This is a genomic window from Haloferax marisrubri, from assembly GCF_001469875.2.
GTDB lineage: Archaea > Halobacteriota > Halobacteria > Halobacteriales > Haloferacaceae > Haloferax > Haloferax marisrubri.
Genome location: NZ_LOPW02000010.1, coordinates 838,933 through 856,547, shown reverse-complemented (window position 1 = coordinate 856,547; position 17,615 = coordinate 838,933). Strand labels below are relative to the sequence as shown.

Genomic DNA, 17,615 nt, shown 5'->3' with positions numbered 1-17,615 from the left:
GGTTGTATTATCTTCCATGATGCAAGTTGGTAAACATGTACCAACTATATATATATATATATATATATATATATATATTCTGATAATTTATTCATACATGACTGATATTAAAATCAAATCTGCATTTTCAATTGACAATTTCTACATTCACAAACAAGTGGCTCTGTTGAAATCCTCTTCACGTCTTGCGATTTGCTGAGAGGCTAGTTTCTAACCGGGTCGACGAAAGCCGGTGGGTAGAGTCGCTCTTCTCAATGTCAACGGTGAATGATTTCAACAGAGCCAAACAAGTATTTCATTGAATTAATCCTCCGTGGACTACGGAGGAATTATCCTCAAAAAAGGCAGTGGCACACTAGTAGCAATGGATTAACCGAGATGAGAATTCAGTTTGGGATTCAAAAGCTAATGAGCGAACCGTGTAGTACCACGTTAGAACCACATGAGACGCGTTTCCAATTTTTTCGCCCAAAGGCACGTACTCTGGGCTTAGTACGACTTCAAAAATCAGTTCCAAGTGCCAATAGCAGCAACCACCCCAACCTATCTGGTCAGGTTCTCGTAGCCGTCTTCGGTGACGATGATGGTGTCTTCGGCCTGGCCGACCAGCGCGCCCTCCTCTTCTTTCAGGACGGGGTAGCCGCGGAGGATGCCCTGCTGTTCGAGCCGTCGGATGGCCATCTCGGAGCGGCCGCCCTCGAACCAGCGACCCGCGAAGGGGAGCAGTTTGTACTTCTCGCGCACCTCGTCGAGCAGTTTGCGCGACATGCGGTCGCGGACCGACCGGTCGTTGACGAGGCTGTAAATCTCGTTTTTCGAGCCCTCGGTGACCTTGCCGGAGCCGTCGGTGGCGAACGGTTCGATGGCGACCACGTCGCCGACTTCGAGTTCGACGCCGCGGTCCGCGCCGCGGTTCGGGATGGTCGGGTCGGTGTGGGCGTCCCACTGTTCGACGCCGTGGCCCGAGAGATTGAGGACGGGCGTGTAGCCGTAGCCGCGAATCACGTCCTCGATTTCCGCGCCGATTTTCCCGGTGTGCGCGCCCGCTTCGACCATGTCGAGGGCGGCGTCGAGCGCCTCCTCCGCGGACTCGACGAGTTCGTCGTTGCCCGAGAGGTCGACGGTCACGGCGGAGTCGGCGATGTAGCCGTCGACGTGGACGCCGACGTCGAGACAGACCATGTCCTCGCCGAACACGGTGTCGTCGTCGCGGCCGGGGCTGGCGTGCGACGCCTCCTCGTTGACGCTGATGTTGACCGGGAAGGCGCAGCCGTCGGCGAGTTCGCGGATGCGGGCTTCGGCGTGTTCGGCGACTTCGAGGTGGGTGACGCCGGGTTCGACCATCTCGGCCGACTCGTCCAACACCGTGCGGAGGACCTCCCCTGCCTCTCGATACTTCTCGACCGTCTCGTCGTCGAGGGGTCCGATGCTCATGGCCGCGACTTCGCGGCCGCGCCGGAAAGCGATTGCGGGATGGCCGGCGGTCGGAGGCGGGCCCTCGCCTCCGGCTCGTTCGGTGTGCGTGAGTGTCACTACCGTGTCTATATAGCACAACAGTCCGAAACTAGCAACCCTTTCTTAGGTAGCCGTGTTCAGGAACAGGAGAGAACGTTTCCAATGAGTGTCCCATCCTTCCACCCCGACGTCGCCGAGCAACACCTTCGAGTCGACATCGACGACTGGGACGACGTGTACGTCGTCGGCGACGTACACGGGTGTCTGCCGGCGCTCGAACGCCTCGTCGACCGGCTCGACCCGTCCGAAGACGACCTCGTCGTCTTCGTCGGCGACCTCGTGCGGAAGGGCCCCGACAGCAAGGGCGTCGTGGACTACGTCCGCGAGCGCGACAACTTCCTGACCGTCCGCGGCAACAACGAAGAAAAGCTCATCCGCGGCACGAAGGAGATAGACGCGCTGACCGACGACGACCTCGAGTGGATTTCGAACCTCCCGGTCGCCATCACGTGGGAGGACGCCATCGTCGTCCACGGCGGCATCCACCCCGAAAAGCCGCTCGACGAACACGACGTGGACGCCCTCGAAAACACCCGGGCGATGAACCCCGGCGACAGCTACGACGGCCCGTTCTGGTTCGAGTACTACGAGGGCCCCGAGCGCGTCTTCTTCGGCCACACGGTCATGGCCCACCCGGCCGTGTTCGAGCACGCGATGGGCCTCGACACGGGCGCGGTCTACGGCGGCGCGCTCACGGCCTACGACCTCCACGCCGACGAACTCGTCGCAGTCGAATCCGAGGTCACCCACGAGTCCCGGAAGGACTCGAAGATTCTCGAACCCCGCCAGCCCGCGCTGGTCTGAGCCTCGCCGCGGCGCAGGTGGAGGCGACGGCCGAGGCGGCGAACTAAAGGCCGCCGCCGAACCATCTCCTCTCAGCACATGTCCGACGACGAGGCTCGCGGCGGCGACTCGCAGACTCGACACGCCAGTCAGCGGACCGCGCCGGTCCGCGCCCGCGAGCGCGGTGACGAGTCGGCCCCGGCCGACGCCGACCTCACCGACCCCACGCTGTATCTCAACCGCGAACTCAGCGAACTCGCCTTCCACGAGCGCGTCCTCCACGAGGCGATAGACGACCGCAACCCGCTTTTCCAGCGCGTCAAGTTCCTCTCGATTCTCACCTCGAACCTCGACGAGTTCTTCATGAAGCGCGTCGGCGGCCTGAAACAGCAGATGGCCGCGGGCGTGAGCGAACTCTCGCCCGACGGTCGGACCCCGAACCAGCAGTGGTCGCTCGTCCTCGACCGCGCCCGCGACCTGCTCGACCGGCAGTCCGACTGCTTTCACGACCTCGTCCGCCCCGCGCTCGCCGACGCCGGCATCGAAATCGTCGGCTACGACGACCTCGCCGCCGACGAGCAGGCGGCTCTGCGCGACTACTTCGAGGCGTCGGTCCTGCCGACGCTCACGCCCCTGACGTTCGAGCCGGCCCATCCGTTCCCGTTTATTTCGAACCTCTCGCTGTCGCTCGCGGTCCGCACGACCGAGGGCACAGAGGAGCCGACGAAGTTCTCGCGGGTCAAGGTCCCCGGCAACCGCCCGCGACTCGTCAACGTGGACGAGCGCGTCGGCGACGCGGGCGGGAAAGAGGAGTCCGCCGACTCGTCCGTGTCCGCCGCCGGCCCCGTCAGGTTCGTTCCGCTCGTGGCCGTCATCGAGCGCAACATCGACCTGTTGTTCCCGAACGTTGAGGTCATCGACACCTCCGCGTTCAGGGTGACGCGGAACGCCGAGGTCCGCCGCAACGAGGAGGTCGCCGAGGGGCTCATCACGATGATAGAGGACGTGCTCCGCCAGCGCCGGTTCGCCACGGTGGTCCGCTTGGAGGTCGAGTCGGGCACGCCCGAGGCGGTCCGCGACCTGCTCGCGGAACAACTCGACGTGGACGACCCCGAGGTGTTCGAGCGCGACCTACCGCTGGACTACGGCGCGCTGGCGTCGCTTTTCGACCTCGACCGCCCGGAACTCGAAGTCGCGCCGTGGACGCCCCAACCCCACCCGCGGTTCGCCGGCCGCTCCGCGGACGACCCCGACTCGGTGTTCGCCGAAATCGCCCGGAAGGACGTGCTCGTCCACCACCCGTACCACTCGTTTACGGGCACGGTGGGAACGTTCCTCGCGGCCGCCGCGGCCGACCCCGACGTGCTGGCCATCAAAGCCACCATCTACCGGACCGCGCCGGACTCCGAGGTCATCGAGACGCTCATCGAGGCCGCCAAGAACGGCAAGCAGGTCGCGGTGATGGTCGAACTCAAAGCGCGGTTCGACGAGGAGAACAACCTCCGGTGGGTCCGCCGTCTCGAAGAGGAAGGTATCCACGTCGCCTACGGAACCATCGGCCTCAAGACGCACACGAAGACGGCGCTCGTCGTCCGCGAGGAGGACGACGAGGTGCGGCTGTACTCCCACGTCGCCACCGGCAACTACCACTCTCAGACCGCGAAGCTCTACACCGACCTCGGGCTGTTCACCGCCGACCCCGACATCGGCCAGGACCTCGTGCGCCTGTTCAACTTCTTCACCGGCCACTCGCGTCAGGAGACGTACCGGAAGCTACTGGTCGCGCCGACGAACCTCCGCGAGGAGATGACCCGCCTCGTCCGCCGGGAGGCCGACCACGCCCGCGCCGGCCGCGACGCCCGCATCGTCGCCAAGATGAACGCCCTCGAAGACCCCGCGATGGTCCGCGAACTCTACGAAGCGTCGATGGCCGGCGTCGACATCGACCTCGTAGTTCGGGGCATCTGCCGGCTCAGACCCGGCATCGAGGGGCTCTCGGAGAACATCTCTGTGTCGAGCGTCGTCGGTCGGTTCCTCGAACACTCGCGTATCTTCTACTTCGAAAACGCGGGCGACCCGGACTACTACGTCGGTTCCGCCGACTGGATGACCCGCAACCTCGACCGCCGGGTCGAGGCCGTCGCGCCCGTCGAAGACCCCGAACACCGCGCCGAGCTCGACGCCGTCCTCGACGCGCTCCTGTCGGACAACCGCCGGCGCTGGGTGATGGACGCCGAGGGTCGGTACGAACAGCGCCGACCTGGTGACGGCGAACCGGTCCGCGAGGCCCACCGAGAACTGATGGACCGGGCGCTCGGCGAGGCGTACCGGGCGGGCGACGACTGACGAAAAAAGACCGATTCAGGCGCTCGGTTGCACCCGCGCGAGCACGTCGCCGCGGTCGAAGTCGTTGCCCTCGGCGACGAGTATCTCCGTGACCGTCCCCGCGGTCGGCGCGGCCACGTCGATGCTCACCTTCTCGACCTGTATCTCGCAGAGCGTCTCGCCCTCGTCGACCGCAGACCCCTCGTGGACGAACCAGTTGGCGAGGTAGCCCTCGGCCACGTCGTCGGCGTCGTCGGGCCACGAATCCGCCGAGTTCACGTCGAGGGCGTCGCTCACCGTCCGCCTCCGTCTCTGTCTTCGCTTCCGCTTCCGGCCTCGATTCCGTCTCCGTCTGCTTCGGGCGCTCGTCTCATTCGTGGAGTTCGCGGACGGCCGCCGCGATGTCGTCGGTGCCGGGGTTAACCTCGTCTTCCAGCGAGCGGGCGTAGGGAATCGGCACGTCGGGAATGGCGAGGCGCTTGACGGCCGAGAGGTCGTCCAGCGCGCCCTCGGCGGCCCGCGCGACGATTTCGCCCGTCACGCCGAACGACTGGTAGTCCTCGTCCACGACGAGGAGTTTCCCGGTCTTGCGGACCGAGTCGAGCACCGTCTCGGTGTCGAGGGGCACGAGCGTCCGGAGGTCGATGACCTCGGCGTCGATGCCGTCGTCGTCGAGTTGCTCTGCGGCCTCCATCGCCCGGTGGACGTGCAGGCCGAGGGTGACGACGGTCACGTCGTCGCCGGGGCGCTTCACGTCGGCCTCGCCGAACGGAATCGTGTAGTCCTCTTTGGGGACGCCGGTCTTCGGGCCCGAGGGCGACGGCATCCAGCCGAGACCCATCAGGCGCTTGTGGAACATGTAGACGACCGGGTCGTCGTCGCGGATGGCGCTGTGCATCAGCCCCTTGGCGTCGTAGGCCGTCGAGGGGACGACGACTTTCATCCCCGGCAGGTGGGCGAAGGTCCCGTAGAGCGTCTGGGAGTGCTGGCCGGCGTCGTTGTAGGTGCCGCCGACAGCCGTGGTCAGCACCATGGGGACGGAGAACGACCCGCCGCTCATGTAGGTGTTCTTCGCCATGTTGTTGTAGATCTGGTCCATGGCGACGCCGAAGAAGTCGACGAACATCAGTTCGGCAATCGGGCGCATACCGGCCTGTGCGGCCCCGACGGCCGCGCCGAGGTAGGCCGTCTCGCTGATGGGTACGTCCATCACGCGGTCGCGGCCGAACTCGTCCAAGAGACCGGTCGTACTGGAGAAGATGCCGCCGTAGTCGGCGACGTCCTCGCCCATGTAGAACACCTCCTCGTTCTCGCGCATCTCCCACGCGATGGCCTCGACCATCGCCCTGCTCATGGTCAGTTCGCGGTCCGTCTCGGTCGCTTCCGTGTAGTCTCGTGATTCGGTCGCCATCAGTTGTCACCTCCCGTCTCGTCGGCATCACCCGACGCGTCCGCCGCGCTCCCGCCGTCGGTCGCCGCCTGCGTCGGCGGGTTCGTAAACACGTTCTCGTACGCCTCCTCCGGGCCCGGTTCGGGCTGTTCTTTCGCCCACGAAATCGCCTCCTCGACCCGCTCGTGGGCGCGCTCTCGAATCTCGTCGAGTTCGTCGTCGGTCACGCCGTGCGAGCGGAGGTCCTCGGCGAGTCGCTCGATGGAGTCGCGCTGTTTCGCGCGGTCGATGTCGGCCTCCGAGCGATAGGCCTCGGCGTCGCCCATGAAGTGACCCATCCGGCGGTGGACCTGTACCTCGATGAGCGTCGGCCCGTTGCCGTCGCGGGCGCGCATCACGGCCTCGCCCGCGGCTTCGTAGACCGCCGTGGCGTCGTCGGAGTCGATTCGGACCCCCGGCAGGTCGAAGCCGGCGGCGCGCTGTGCGCCGTTCTGCACGTCGGTCACGCGGTCTTTCGGCATGCTGATGGCCCAGTCGTTGTCCTCGACGACGAAGACGACCGGGAGGTCGTGGACCGCCGCGAGGTTCAGCGATTCGAGGAAGCCGCCCTGGTCGATAGCGCCCTCGCCGAGGAAGGCGACGGCGACCGAGTCGGTGTTCCGCTTTTTCGCGGCCATCGCCGCGCCGACCGCCGGCGGACAGCCCTGGGCGATGATACCCGAACACGCGAAGTTCACGTCGGGGTCGAACAGGTGCATGTGGCCCCCCTTCCCGCGGCACAGCCCCGTCTTTCGACCGAAAATCTCGGCTGTCATGCGCTTGAGGTCGACGCCTTTCGCGATGGCGATGTGGTGCGGTCGGTGCGGCGCTGTCACCGTGTCGTCGTCGCGGAGGTGCATGCAGACGCCCGCTCCGGACGCCTCGTGGCCGGCCGCGAGGTGCAGTTCGCCGGGAATCGGCCCCGCCGAGATGTCGAACGCCGGCTGTTTGCCGACGAGGTACTCGTCCACCAGTCGCTCCTCGTAGTGCCGAGCAGTCACCATCTGCTCGTACATCGTCTGTAGGTCGGTAACACTCACCATGGTTGGCGTGCGGGTGTACTCTCGTAGAACTATTAACATTAATTGTGTAAGTCATGACCATCAGAACGAGCGGACTACGAATTCAGGAGAATCGACGGGTCGAGACAGGCCTAAGCCGCAGTCCGCCGTATCGTCTCGTATGAACGACACGACCGCGAACCTCGTCTCGATACCCGTCGGCGACGCGGTGCTGGAGGGCGACCTCCGGGTTCCGGACGGCGCGTCGGGACTCGTGGTGTTCGCCCACGGCAGCGGCAGTAGCCGCAAGAGCCCGCGGAACAACTTCGTCGCCGAGGTCATCCGCGACCGCGGGGTCGGGACGCTCCTTTTCGACCTGCTCACGGAGGTGGAAGACGAGACGTACGAGACGCGGTTCGACATCCCGCTTCTGACCGAGCGACTGCTCGGCGCGACCGAGTGGCTCCGCGGCCGCGACGACACCGCAGACCTCGGTTACGGCTACTTCGGGTCGAGCACCGGCGCGGCGGCGGCGCTCCTCGCGGCCGCCGACCTCGGCGACGACGCCGGCGCGGTCGTCTCTCGCGGCGGGCGCGTCGACCTCGCGGCGTCCCGACTCGGCGACGTGACGGCACCGACGCTGTTCGTCGTCGGCGGTGCCGACGAGCCGGTTCTGGGGCTGAACCGCGACGCGTTCGCGGAACTCGACTGCGAGAAGTCGCTGGAAGTCGTCGAGGGCGCGGGCCACCTGTTCGAAGGGCCGGGCGAGTTGGACGAGGTGGCCGACCTCGCCGCCGACTGGTTCGAGAGTCACCTCGGCTGAGGGCGTCGCCCGCGGGACCGACTGCGGGGCGACCGGGACGGGACGAGAGTCAGCGCGAGAACTTGCGGTCTCTCGCGGGGTCTTCGACGACGACCCACCAGCGAACGTCCTCCTTGGGGTGGCGGCGCTCGACGTGTTCGTCGAGTCGCTCGCCGGTGTCGAAATCGCGGCCGCAGAGCATAGACGACTACCCACATCCGACGCGGCCGAACTGTTGCAGACGGCCTGAACCGGTACGTTTAGAACGGTTTGTTCGAAAACCACCGCATCAATGACAGAACCCGAGTCGACGGAACTCGACGAATCCGTTCGCGAGGCCGTCGAACGGTCACGAAGCGGTGCGCCGGCGGTCGGTTCGGTGGTTCGCGACCGGTTTTCGTCCGACGAGGTGTTCCAGCGCATCGTCGCGGCCGCGGACGAGGAGATAACCTCCGGCGCGCGGGAACTGTTCTTCAGCGCCCTCGCGGCGGGGTTCGCGATTACGATTACGTTCCTCCTCTACGTCTCGATGAAAGCGTCGACCGGCGGCGACCCGGTGTTAAGCGCGATGCTCTACCCGCTCGGGTTCATCTACATCATCATCGGGGGCTATCAGCTCTACACCGAGAACACGCTCCCGCCGGTCGCGCTGACGCTGGAGCGGTTGGCCAGTATCCCCGCGCTCTTGCGTAATTGGGTGGTCGTCCTCGCGGGGAACCTCTTCGGCGGGACGCTCGGTGCGGCCGCCCTCGCCTTCGGCGGCGTCCTCTCGCCGGAAGCCGCGAACGCGGCGCTCGAACTCGCCCAGAAGGGCGTCGAGACGCCCTGGTGGAGTCTCTTTTTCAAGGCCGCGTTCGCCGGCCTCATCGTCGCCGGCGTCGTCTGGGTCACCTTCGCCGCCCGCGACACCATCTCCCGTCTCGCCGTCGTCTACCTCGCGTTCCTCGCGGTTCCGCTGGGCGGGCTCTTCCACGTCGTCGTCTCCTACACCGAGATGGTCTACCTCGTGATGAACGGCCAGTTGGCGTTCCTCGTCGGACTGACCGAGTTCGTCGTCCCCGTGCTCTTGGGCAACACCTTCGGCGGCGTCGTTCTCGTCACCGTCGTCAACTACTTCCAGACGACGGAAAACCGGTTAGAATCCGCTCGTTTCGAGGGCGCGAAACGGCAGCTCTCGATTCGCGAGTGGGTGCTGGGTGGACTCGTCGGTCGGTCGTACGTCCCGCTCATCGAGACCGAAGAGGGAACCGATGACCACCCGGACTCCTACCGGGTCGTCGTCCCCATCGCGAACCCGCGGACCGAGTCGCACGTCGTCGAACTCGCCTGCGCGCTCGCGAAGTCGAAAGAAGACGCCATCGTCGATATCGTCCACGTGGTGCAGGTCCCCTCGCGCGTCTCGCAACGCTACGGTGCCGCACAGAACCAACGGATTATCTCACACTCCAACGAACAGCTCGAAGACGCCCGCGAACGCGCCGCCGGCTACGACATCGAAGCCCGGACGTCGACCGTCGTCTCGCACCGCTCGTTCGAGGAGATATTCACCGTCGCCCGCCGCAAAGACGCGGACCTCGTCGTCATGGGCTGGAGCAACGACCGAATCTGGGCGGGAGGACGTGCGGAACGGACGATGAGCGAGTTGACGAGTCGCCTCCCCTGTGACTTCCTCGTCCTCAACGACCGAAACTACGACACCAGTCGGCTCCTCTTGCCGACGGTCGACAGCCCCCACTCGGCGCTCAGCGCCGAGGTCGCGAAATCCCTCCACTCGGTCGTCGGGTCGGAGGTGACGCTCCTCCACGTCGCCGACGGTCCGGACGACCGCGAACGGGGCGAGGCGTTCCTCTCCGACTGGGCGACCGAACACGACCTTGAGGACGCGGCGCGAATCGTCGACGATTCCGGCGACATCGAACGAGCCATCGCCGACCGGGCCGACAGCCACTCGATGGTGCTGATGGGCGCGACCGAACAGGGACTTCTCACTCGACTCCTGACCGACTCGCTGCACCTCGACGTGGTCAACGACACCGACCACGCGGTTCTCTTGGTGGAGCGCGCCACCGACCGAAGCCTCAGGCAGCGCCTGTTCGGCCGCTGAGACGGTCGGCTCCTCTCCTCGCGGTCGCTCACGCCCCGCTCTCAGTTCCGACGGCGTCCGAACGTGTCGCCAGCGACCGCGTCGTTTTTGTAACCGTAGGAGAGACGAATACGCATGAGTTCAGACGCCGACCAGGCGATAACGGTCTACTCGGACTACGTGTGTCCCTTCTGCTATCTCGGGAGGCAGTCCCTGTCGCAGTATCAAGAGACGAGAGACGAGGAACTCGACATCGACTGGCATCCGTTCGACCTGCGGAGTCAGAAGCGCCGCCCCGATGGAAGCATCGACTTCTCGGTCGACGACGGGAAAGACGAAGACTACTACGAGCAAGCGAAGCAGGGAGTCCGTCGGTTACAAGAGCGGTACGACGTCGAGATGACCCTGGACCTCGGGACCGACGTGGACTCGCTTCCGGCGCAAATCGTCTCGTACTACCTGAAGGAACACGCCGACTACGAAACGTGGCTCGCGTTCGACGAGTCGGTTTTCGAGGCGCTCTGGCAGGACGGCGAAGACATCGGCGACGAGGCGGTGCTCGTCGAACTCGCCGAATCGGTGGGTGTCGACGGCGAGGAAGTCGCGTCCGCGCTCGACGACGAAACGCTTCGGACCGAAGTGCGCGAACGATTTCGTGAGGCCCAGCAGCACGGCGTCACCGGTGTTCCAACCTTCGCATACGAGGGCTACGCCGCGCGAGGAGCGGTTCCGCCGGAGCAGCTAGAGCGACTCGTCGAGGGAGTGTAGACACGGGACGAGCGACGAACGGGACCGACAGCGCTCGAAGAGTCGTTGCGCCAGTCGGCGAGTCGGTTCACCCGGCGGTGTTCGTTTCGAGCATTCGACGGAGCGCGACTTCCATCTCCTCGAACTCCGAGAGTTCGAGTTCGTCGGTGGTGACGATGACGCCGCGGTCGCCGCTGACGACGCGGCCGACGAAACCGTCCGAGAAGACGCGGAGGGTGAATTCGTACTCGCCGACCCCCGGACGCTCGCCGTTCCTGCCGGCGTTGTATGTCTCCTGCGGCCCGAACCCGGTGCGCTCGCTCTCGACGAGTTCGGACTTGGCGGCGCGCGCCGCGGCCTCGTCGCCGTCGTAGAGGTCCCGTCGGACGTACAGCACGTCGAAGTCGTCGCGGGTGAAGTGGACGACGCTGCGGAGGGAGTCTCCGAGGGTCGTTCGGCAGGTGGAGACGAGAGCGTCGGCGACGCTCTCGGTGATTGTCGGCATTGATTCGGTCACGGGGGTAGATAGCACGCCGCAGTATTTGGCCGTCTCGCCTCCCGGCGCTCGTCCGAGACGGGTCGAGCGTCAGGCCAGTCGGAACCGCGTGTCGGTGAGTTCCTCCGACACGTCCCAGAGCCGGGCGGCGGTTTCGGGGTCTCTGGCTCGGTCGTTCGGTTCCGCGATGCCGGGGTTGCCGCGCATGCCGAACAGCCCCTGCGGGCCGACGTACTCCCCGCTTTCGACGGCCGGCGAGGTTGCGGCGTACAGGAGCGGGAGCGCGCCCATCTCCGCCGACTGGGCGAATATCGCGTTGCCGAGTTTACTCATCCAGTACCGGAGCGTCGACCCGGACGCCTCGGGGCCGCGGAACTGGAGGTTGGTGGCGGCGTAGCCGGGGTGTGCGCCCACGCTCAGCACGTCGTCGATGCCCGCGGCGGTCAGCCGGCGGTCGAGTTCGAACGCGAAAAGCAGGTTCGAGAGCTTGCTCTGGGCGTAGGCGTCCCACTCGTCGTAGTCGCGTTCGCCCTGCAGGTCGTCGAAGTCCATCCGGCCGCGCTCGTGGAGGCCGCTCGACATCGTGACGAGGCGCGTCTCGCCGGGCGTGTCGCGGAGCGTCGGGAACAGGCGGGCGCTCAGGGCGAAGTGGCCGAGGTGGTTCACGCCGAACTGCGTCTCGAAGCCCTGTGCGGTCTCTCGCCGGGGAATCGCCATCACGCCGGCGTTGTTGCAGAGGACGTGCAGCGACCCGTGTTCGGCGGCGAACTCGTCGGCGAACCGCCGGACTGAGTCGAGGTCGGCGAGGTCGAGTTCCGAGAGGGTCAGCGAGGCCGCCGGCACCGAGTCGCGGATGTCGGCCATCGCGTCCTCGCCGCGGTCGAGGCTCCGGCAGGCCATGACGACGTGCGCGCCTTTCTCGGCGAACATGCGCGTCGCCTCGAAGCCGAGGCCGCTGTTCGCGCCGGTGACGACGACGGTCTTCCCCGAGAGGTCGGGGGCGTCGGCCGCGGTCCAATCGCTCATGGGGTGTTTCATGGACCGAACCGAGTAAACCGTGGCGGCGACGGCCAGCGCGACCGGAACGCGGCGGCGACCGCCGCGACGACCTCACTTCGACGCGGTGCTGGTCTGCATCCCGTCGGAGTTGTACGCCGAGCCGAAGCCCTCGTCGTCGAGGAGGATGATGCCCGCCGACGAGCCAGTGAGTTCGCCGAACTCCTCGATGGCGAGGTCGGCCGCGGTCTGGGCGTCACAGCCGCGTTCGAGGTGGCCGACGGCGCGGCGCGCGAGCGTCACGCGCGCGATGTCTTCGCCCGCTCCCGTGGTCGACGCCCCGCCGGCCGGGGAGGCGTAGAAGCCCGAGCCGATCTGCGGCACGTCGCCGACGCGGCCGGCGAGGGCGAACCAGCGGCCGCCGGTCGAAGTCGCGGAGGCGAACGTCTCGCCGTCGGTGGCGACCGCGCCTACTGTGTCGTGACCGGGAAGGCGAGCATCGCGAGCCGAGCGGTCACTGCTTGCTGAGGTTTCGTCGGAGCTGTCGTGCGCCGGGAGGTAGCCGTCTCCCGCCTCGGCCGTCGGGTCGCTCGTGCTACCGCCGAACCGGTCGGCGAGCCACGCGAGGTGTTCGCTGGGCGAGCCATCGGGGGCGTCCGCGTTCTCCCAGCGCTCGCGGGTCTCGTCGGTGAAGAGGTCGACGCCGGTCTCGACGCCCGCGTCGGCGGCGAACTCGACCGCCGGTTCGCCCGTCAGGAGGACGTGCGGAGTGTCTTCGAGGACCGCCCGCGCGACGGAGACGGCGTGTTCGACGCCCTCCATGCCGGAGGCCGCGCCGGCGCGTCGGTCGCTGAGCATGACGCCCGCGTCGGTCCGGACGACGCCGTCGGACTGGACCGCGCCGCCGACGCCGGCGTTGAACCGGTGGTCGGATTCGAGGACGCGGACCGCGGTCTCGACCGCCGAAAGCGGGTCCGACTCGCTCGCGCCCGCGTCGGCCGCGTCGTCCAAGACGGCCTGTCTGGGTTCCGGTTCGCCGGGGATGCCGCCGGCACCGCCGTGGAGGATAATTCGCATACGATGGTGTCTTCGGAGCGCGAGCCTAAACGTATCGACCGCCGAATGCAGCGAGATTTGCGTCTCGCCGTCGATAACGGCAGGACTTTTACACCGCACTGGAAAACCCTGATTGTTCATGAGCTACGACCAGATTGAGGTTCCGGACGACGGCGAGAAAATCACGGTCGACGAGGAGACGGGCGAGCTCTCCGTCCCCGACAACCCGATTATTCCGATCATCCACGGCGACGGAATCGGAACGGACGTCGGCCCCGCCGCGCAGAAGGTCCTCGACGCCGCCGCCGAGGCGACCGGCCGCTCTGTCTCCTGGATGCGCGTCTACGCCGGTTCGTCCGCCCGCGACAAGTACGACGAGAATCTCCCGGAAGACACGGTAAGCGCCATTCGCAACCACCGCGTCGCCATCAAGGGCCCGCTCACGACGCCCGTCGGCGCCGGCTTCCGCTCGCTCAACGTCGCGCTCCGTAAGAAGCTCGACCTGTACGCGAACGTCCGCCCGACCTACCACCTCGACGGCGTCCCGTCGCCCGTCAAGAACCCCTCGGCGATGGACATGGTCACGTTCCGCGAGAACACCGAAGACGTGTACGCCGGCATCGAGTGGGAGGCCGGCACCGACGAGGTCCAGCAGGTCAAGGAGTTCGTCGAAGAGGAGATGGGCGCGACGGGCGTCATCCACGACGGCCCCGTCGGCATCGGCATCAAGCCCATCACCGAGTTCGGGACGAAGCGCCTCGTCCGCGAGGCCATCGAGTACGCCCTCGAAAACGACCGCGACTCCGTCACCCTCGTCCACAAGGGTAACATCATGAAGTTCACCGAGGGCGCGTTCCGCGACTGGGGCTACGAACTCGCCGAAGAGGAGTTCGGCGACGTCACCATCACGGAAGACGAACTCTGGGAGGAGTACGACGGCGAGAAGCCCGAGGACAAGGTCGTCGTCAAGGACCGCATCGCGGACAACATGCTCCAGCAGCTTCTGACCCGCACCGCCGACTACGACGTCATCGCCACGATGAACCTCAACGGCGACTACATGTCCGACGCCGCCGGCGCGCAGATCGGTGGCCTCGGCATCGCCCCCGGTGCGAACTTCGGCGAAGGTCTCTGTCTCGCAGAGCCCGTCCACGGCTCCGCGCCCAAGTACGCCGGCGAGGACAAGGTCAACCCGACCGCGATGATTCTCTCCGGCCGCCTCATGTTCGAGTACATGGGCTGGAAGGACGCCGGTAAGCTCATCCGCGACGCCGTCGAGAAGACCATCTCGGACGGCGACGTGACCTACGACCTCGAACGTCAGATCGAGGGCGGCAACAAGCTCGCCACGAGCGAGTACGCCGACAAGGTCGTCGAGAACATCAACGAACTCGCGTAGAGCGCTTCTCTAACTCGCGCGGTTACACCGCGCGAACATCAACGAACTGGCCTAAGCCAGTTCGTTGAGCAGCCAGAAATCTTCGATTTCTGGATACATTCAGGAACTCGCGTAAGCGAACACACCACTTCTCTCGTGGCACCGACGCCGCACTCGTTTCGCGCCGACTACAGTCGATTCGGGTCCCGCCAGCGCTGAATCCGGTTCCACAGGGGTCTGACGACGCCGAAGACGACCGCGCCGGCGGTGTCGGCGACGATATCGACGCCCGTGTCTTCCAAGTAGACCGAACGCGGCCATTCGACCCAAAAGCCGGTGAACAGACGCTCGTACACCTCGAACCACGTGCCGATGGCGGCGACGGCCATCGGGAGGACGACGAGGAGCGCGAGGCGCGAGTGGAGTAAGCGGGGGTTGAGGACGTAGAGGACCGCCGCGACTCCGAACCCGGAGGCGGCGTGGACGAGGATGTCCCACCACCAGATGCGCGTGTAGAGAAACAGCGCCATACTCGTGAAGTGCGTCGCGGTGACGACGCCTCCGAACACGGCGACGGCGGCCATCTCTCGGGGGCGCTCTTCCCACCCGGCGAGCACCATCTCGTCCCAGGTGCGCCTCAGCATGCGCGGGGCGGTGCGCGGCTCGCGCCGAGTGCGGTGAAGGGGGTCGGTGCCGGGGCTGCTGCGAGCGGAAGCATAGACGAGAGATAGGACATCATCGATATGTACGTTATCCCGACGGAGCAACACGTTTGGGGTTAAATTAACCCCGCCGACGGGGGTATCACGGTCGAACTCAGCGGTTCTTCGGGCGGTCGTCGTCCGCCTTCTCGCCGCCGTCGGAGCGGAGGTGACCGGCTGAGGGCGGCGAGTCGCCGCGGGGGGCGTCCGACCGCGCCCGCGACCTGAGGACGCCCTCGACGAGGACGAAAAAGCCGAGGCCGCCGACCACGTCGACCACGAGGTCTATCGCGGTGTCCTCGGCGTAGTAGGCCATCGACCAGCCCCACCAGAAGTCCTTGAACAGGTACTCGTACACTTCGAAGCCCGCGCCGATGGCGAGGATGACGCCGGCGACGACGACTGGAGCGCGGTCGCCCCGGAAGGTCCGCGGGAACACGAGGAACAGCACGCCCGCGACGCCGAAGCCCGAAAGCGAGTGGGTGAGCACGTCCCACCACCAGATTCTCGTGTAGATGTCGTACGCGAGCCCGCCGAAGTGGAGCGCGCTGACGACCGCCGCCCAGACGCCGACGAACACCCACAGCCACGGCTCGCGTGCGAGCTTCGAGTGACTCATGGTCGCCCGCCGCTCGGCGGGTGATTCGGGGCGTTCGGCGCGCTGGGCGCTATCCATGGAGGAAGTACGCGGGGGGAGGGCATAGTTAGGGACTACCGTCTACCGAGTGGTGACACCGGATTGATAAATGCTTTCTCCTCATATGTTTTGACTGAACTATCTAGAGAAGTCGTTCGAGATGCACTCAACCCCGGCAGAATCACCGATACGGAGTCTCTAACGAGTGGCGGTTCGCGCTCGGCGTCAGTCCAGCCACGGCGGGTTGTCCCGCGGCGGCGAGAACACGTCGATGCCGACGACGGTGTCGTCGCCGCGGTTCTCCGCGCCGTGGGGTTCGCCGCCCGCGAGCGAGTAGGAATCGCCGGGGCCGACGACGACTTCCTCGCCCTCGTCGCCGACGAGGAACGTCAGTTCGCCGGCGACGATGTAGCCGACCTGCTCGTGGGGGTGGTCGTGAACCGGGACGGCCGCGCCGGGTTCGATGCGGAAGTGCTGGACGTTCATCTCCTCGCCGCCCGCGAGGAGCGAGAGAAACACGTTGTCGGCCGCCTCGGCGGACGGCGCGTCGTCGACAGAAACTCGGTCCATGGTGACACGCCACGGGGAGCGAAGATAAATCCGCTGGAGCGTCTGCGAGGGGTCCCGATGGTTTCGGAAAGGACGCCGCCTACCCGTTCGCTCTCTCCCTTTCGGCGCGCTCCCGAACGTTCAAATCCGACGCCGCGGAACATCGGCGTATGTACGCGGTCGTGGGATGTACGGACTGCGCGAACATGTGGCTGCTTTCTGACCCCGACGGGTCGAAGACGGCGACGTGTCCGCGGTGCGGCAGGCGACACCAGACGAAGAAGCTCCGGCGCTTCTTCGAGTCCGACGACAGGGACGCGGCGCGGCAGGCGCGCTCGGCGCTGTTGGCGAAGAAACACGGCGACAGCGAGGCGTTCGCGCAGGTCGAACACGTCTCGGAACTCGACCGGCAAGTCGAGGAGTCGGGCATCGACGACCGCGAGTATCTCGAAGGCTCGGGGCTCGACGCCGACGAGGTGTTCGAGGCGGGTGAGTCCGCCTCGCACGGTCGGAACTCGTCGTCCGGGTCGCCCGACCGCCTGACGGTCGTCCGCGAGGCGATACGCGATGGCGACCGGCCGACCGAGGAGGAAATCGTCGCGACCGCGGTCGAACGCGGCGTCCCGGAGGACCGCGCCCGCGACCTGCTCGATAAGCTCCGGCGGCGCGGCGAGGTGTCGGAGTCGCGGGGTCGACACCGACTAGTCTGAGCGTCGCGGCGAGCGACCGGCAGCAAAGGGGCCGCGAGCGTGAGCGTCTCAGAGCGCGCCGAGCAACTTCGCTACTGTCAGCGCGGAGGCGACGACGCCGAGGGCCAACTTCACCAGCCTGAGCGCGAGCGCCAACCGCCGCGCGTCGTCGTACTCGTCGGGCGATTCGGGGTCGGTACTGCGTGTGGAGACGGGCATGGGAGGGGATGGGTGTGGACACGCCCGCGGGTGCTCCCCGACGGACGCGTTTTCATCGTTCCCGCGGAAACGGAATAAACGCGAGCCACGGGTGCGGAGTGAAAGTGAAAGTAAACGGAGAGGCGCGAATACGCTGGTATAGTCCGAGAACACGCTGAGAAACGCAGTTCAGCTGTGTCCGGTGCCGGCGAAACTGAAACCGGATTCGA

General features: G+C 66.2%; 19 protein-coding genes. 7 read left to right on the top strand and 12 right to left on the bottom strand.

Going from position 1 to position 17,615, the window contains the following annotated elements; genetic code table 11:
* Positions 1-543: 543 nt before the first annotated feature.
* Positions 544-1,434 (bottom strand): type II methionyl aminopeptidase, encoded by an 891-nt coding sequence (gene map, locus AUR65_RS11415; RefSeq protein ID WP_058566992.1) that lies wholly within the window; start codon positions 1,432-1,434, stop codon positions 544-546.
* Between the two features lie 183 nt (positions 1,435-1,617).
* Here map and AUR65_RS11410 point away from each other — a divergent pair, with 183 nt between their 5' ends.
* On the top strand, positions 1,618-2,319 hold the full coding sequence (locus AUR65_RS11410; RefSeq protein ID WP_058566991.1) for a metallophosphoesterase family protein: 702 nt from the start codon (positions 1,618-1,620) through the stop codon (positions 2,317-2,319).
* Positions 2,320-2,397: 78 nt separating this feature from the next.
* The gene (ppk1, locus tag AUR65_RS11405) at positions 2,398-4,644 is read left to right on the top strand and encodes a polyphosphate kinase 1 (protein WP_058566990.1); all 2,247 of its coding nucleotides are present in this window, start codon (positions 2,398-2,400) and stop codon (positions 4,642-4,644) included.
* 15 nt (positions 4,645-4,659) lie between these two features.
* Here the strand turns inward: ppk1 and AUR65_RS11400 are convergent, their stop codons facing one another.
* The 3 genes from AUR65_RS11400 to AUR65_RS11390 all read right to left on the bottom strand — a co-directional run bounded on the left by AUR65_RS11400 (position 4,660) and on the right by AUR65_RS11390 (position 7,068).
* Positions 4,660-4,920 carry a lipoyl domain-containing protein gene (locus AUR65_RS11400; protein ID WP_058566989.1) on the bottom strand — a complete coding sequence of 87 codons (261 nt, stop codon included), beginning with the start codon at positions 4,918-4,920 and terminating at the stop codon, positions 4,660-4,662.
* Between the two features lie 73 nt (positions 4,921-4,993).
* Positions 4,994-6,034: an alpha-ketoacid dehydrogenase subunit beta gene (locus tag AUR65_RS11395; protein WP_058566988.1), complete on the bottom strand. Its 1,041-nt coding sequence runs from the start codon at positions 6,032-6,034 to the stop codon at positions 4,994-4,996.
* Entirely contained in the window at positions 6,034-7,068 is a 1,035-nt protein-coding gene (locus AUR65_RS11390; protein WP_058567001.1) for a thiamine pyrophosphate-dependent dehydrogenase E1 component subunit alpha, read from the bottom strand. The genes AUR65_RS11395 and AUR65_RS11390 overlap by 1 nt, the downstream gene beginning before the upstream one ends.
* A gap of 166 nt (positions 7,069-7,234) precedes the next feature.
* On the opposite strand from AUR65_RS11390, the gene AUR65_RS11385 reads away from it, so the two are divergent.
* Positions 7,235-7,876, top strand: coding sequence for a dienelactone hydrolase family protein (locus AUR65_RS11385; RefSeq protein WP_058566987.1), 642 nt, complete (start codon positions 7,235-7,237; stop codon positions 7,874-7,876).
* 49 nt (positions 7,877-7,925) lie between these two features.
* Here AUR65_RS11385 and AUR65_RS20445 read toward each other — a convergent pair whose 3' ends face one another.
* The gene (locus AUR65_RS20445) at positions 7,926-8,057 is read right to left on the bottom strand and encodes a hypothetical protein (protein WP_269844093.1); all 132 of its coding nucleotides are present in this window, start codon (positions 8,055-8,057) and stop codon (positions 7,926-7,928) included.
* A gap of 90 nt (positions 8,058-8,147) precedes the next feature.
* On the opposite strand from AUR65_RS20445, the gene AUR65_RS11380 reads away from it, so the two are divergent.
* Both AUR65_RS11380 and AUR65_RS11375 read left to right on the top strand, forming a co-directional pair.
* On the top strand, positions 8,148-9,959 hold the full coding sequence (locus tag AUR65_RS11380) for a formate/nitrite transporter family protein (protein ID WP_058566986.1): 1,812 nt from the start codon (positions 8,148-8,150) through the stop codon (positions 9,957-9,959).
* 114 nt (positions 9,960-10,073) lie between these two features.
* Positions 10,074-10,706: a DsbA family oxidoreductase gene (locus AUR65_RS11375; RefSeq protein WP_058566985.1), complete on the top strand. Its 633-nt coding sequence runs from the start codon at positions 10,074-10,076 to the stop codon at positions 10,704-10,706.
* Positions 10,707-10,773: 67 nt separating this feature from the next.
* Here the strand turns inward: AUR65_RS11375 and AUR65_RS11370 are convergent, their stop codons facing one another.
* From AUR65_RS11370 to AUR65_RS11360, 3 genes are all read right to left on the bottom strand, one after another.
* The gene (locus AUR65_RS11370; protein ID WP_058566984.1) at positions 10,774-11,202 is read right to left on the bottom strand and encodes a DUF7522 family protein; all 429 of its coding nucleotides are present in this window, start codon (positions 11,200-11,202) and stop codon (positions 10,774-10,776) included.
* A gap of 69 nt (positions 11,203-11,271) precedes the next feature.
* Positions 11,272-12,207 carry an oxidoreductase gene (locus AUR65_RS11365; protein WP_058566983.1) on the bottom strand — a complete coding sequence of 312 codons (936 nt, stop codon included), beginning with the start codon at positions 12,205-12,207 and terminating at the stop codon, positions 11,272-11,274.
* A gap of 84 nt (positions 12,208-12,291) precedes the next feature.
* Complete coding sequence (locus AUR65_RS11360) at positions 12,292-13,254, bottom strand: isoaspartyl peptidase/L-asparaginase (protein ID WP_058566982.1); 963 nt, start codon at positions 13,252-13,254, stop codon at positions 12,292-12,294.
* A 118-nt stretch (positions 13,255-13,372) separates the two neighbouring features.
* On the opposite strand from AUR65_RS11360, the gene icd reads away from it, so the two are divergent.
* The gene (gene icd / locus AUR65_RS11355; RefSeq protein WP_058566981.1) at positions 13,373-14,632 is read left to right on the top strand and encodes an isocitrate dehydrogenase (NADP(+)); all 1,260 of its coding nucleotides are present in this window, start codon (positions 13,373-13,375) and stop codon (positions 14,630-14,632) included.
* 167 nt (positions 14,633-14,799) lie between these two features.
* Here icd and AUR65_RS11350 read toward each other — a convergent pair whose 3' ends face one another.
* From AUR65_RS11350 to AUR65_RS11340, 3 genes are all read right to left on the bottom strand, one after another.
* The gene (locus tag AUR65_RS11350; RefSeq protein WP_058566980.1) at positions 14,800-15,255 is read right to left on the bottom strand and encodes a hypothetical protein; all 456 of its coding nucleotides are present in this window, start codon (positions 15,253-15,255) and stop codon (positions 14,800-14,802) included.
* Between the two features lie 172 nt (positions 15,256-15,427).
* Positions 15,428-15,931 (bottom strand): hypothetical protein, encoded by a 504-nt coding sequence (locus tag AUR65_RS11345; RefSeq protein WP_084816429.1) that lies wholly within the window; start codon positions 15,929-15,931, stop codon positions 15,428-15,430.
* 243 nt (positions 15,932-16,174) lie between these two features.
* Entirely contained in the window at positions 16,175-16,519 is a 345-nt protein-coding gene (locus AUR65_RS11340) for a cupin domain-containing protein (RefSeq protein WP_058566978.1), read from the bottom strand.
* Positions 16,520-16,668: 149 nt separating this feature from the next.
* Between AUR65_RS11340 and AUR65_RS11335 the strand changes: the two genes are divergently transcribed.
* Positions 16,669-17,208, top strand: a complete 540-nt coding sequence (locus tag AUR65_RS11335; RefSeq protein ID WP_058566977.1) for a DUF5817 domain-containing protein — start codon at positions 16,669-16,671, stop codon at positions 17,206-17,208.
* Between the two features lie 48 nt (positions 17,209-17,256).
* Here AUR65_RS11335 and AUR65_RS19735 read toward each other — a convergent pair whose 3' ends face one another.
* A complete protein-coding gene (locus AUR65_RS19735; RefSeq protein WP_158250836.1) occupies positions 17,257-17,406 on the bottom strand; it encodes a hypothetical protein in 150 nt (49 codons plus the stop codon).
* Between the last annotated feature and the right edge of the window lie 209 nt (positions 17,407-17,615).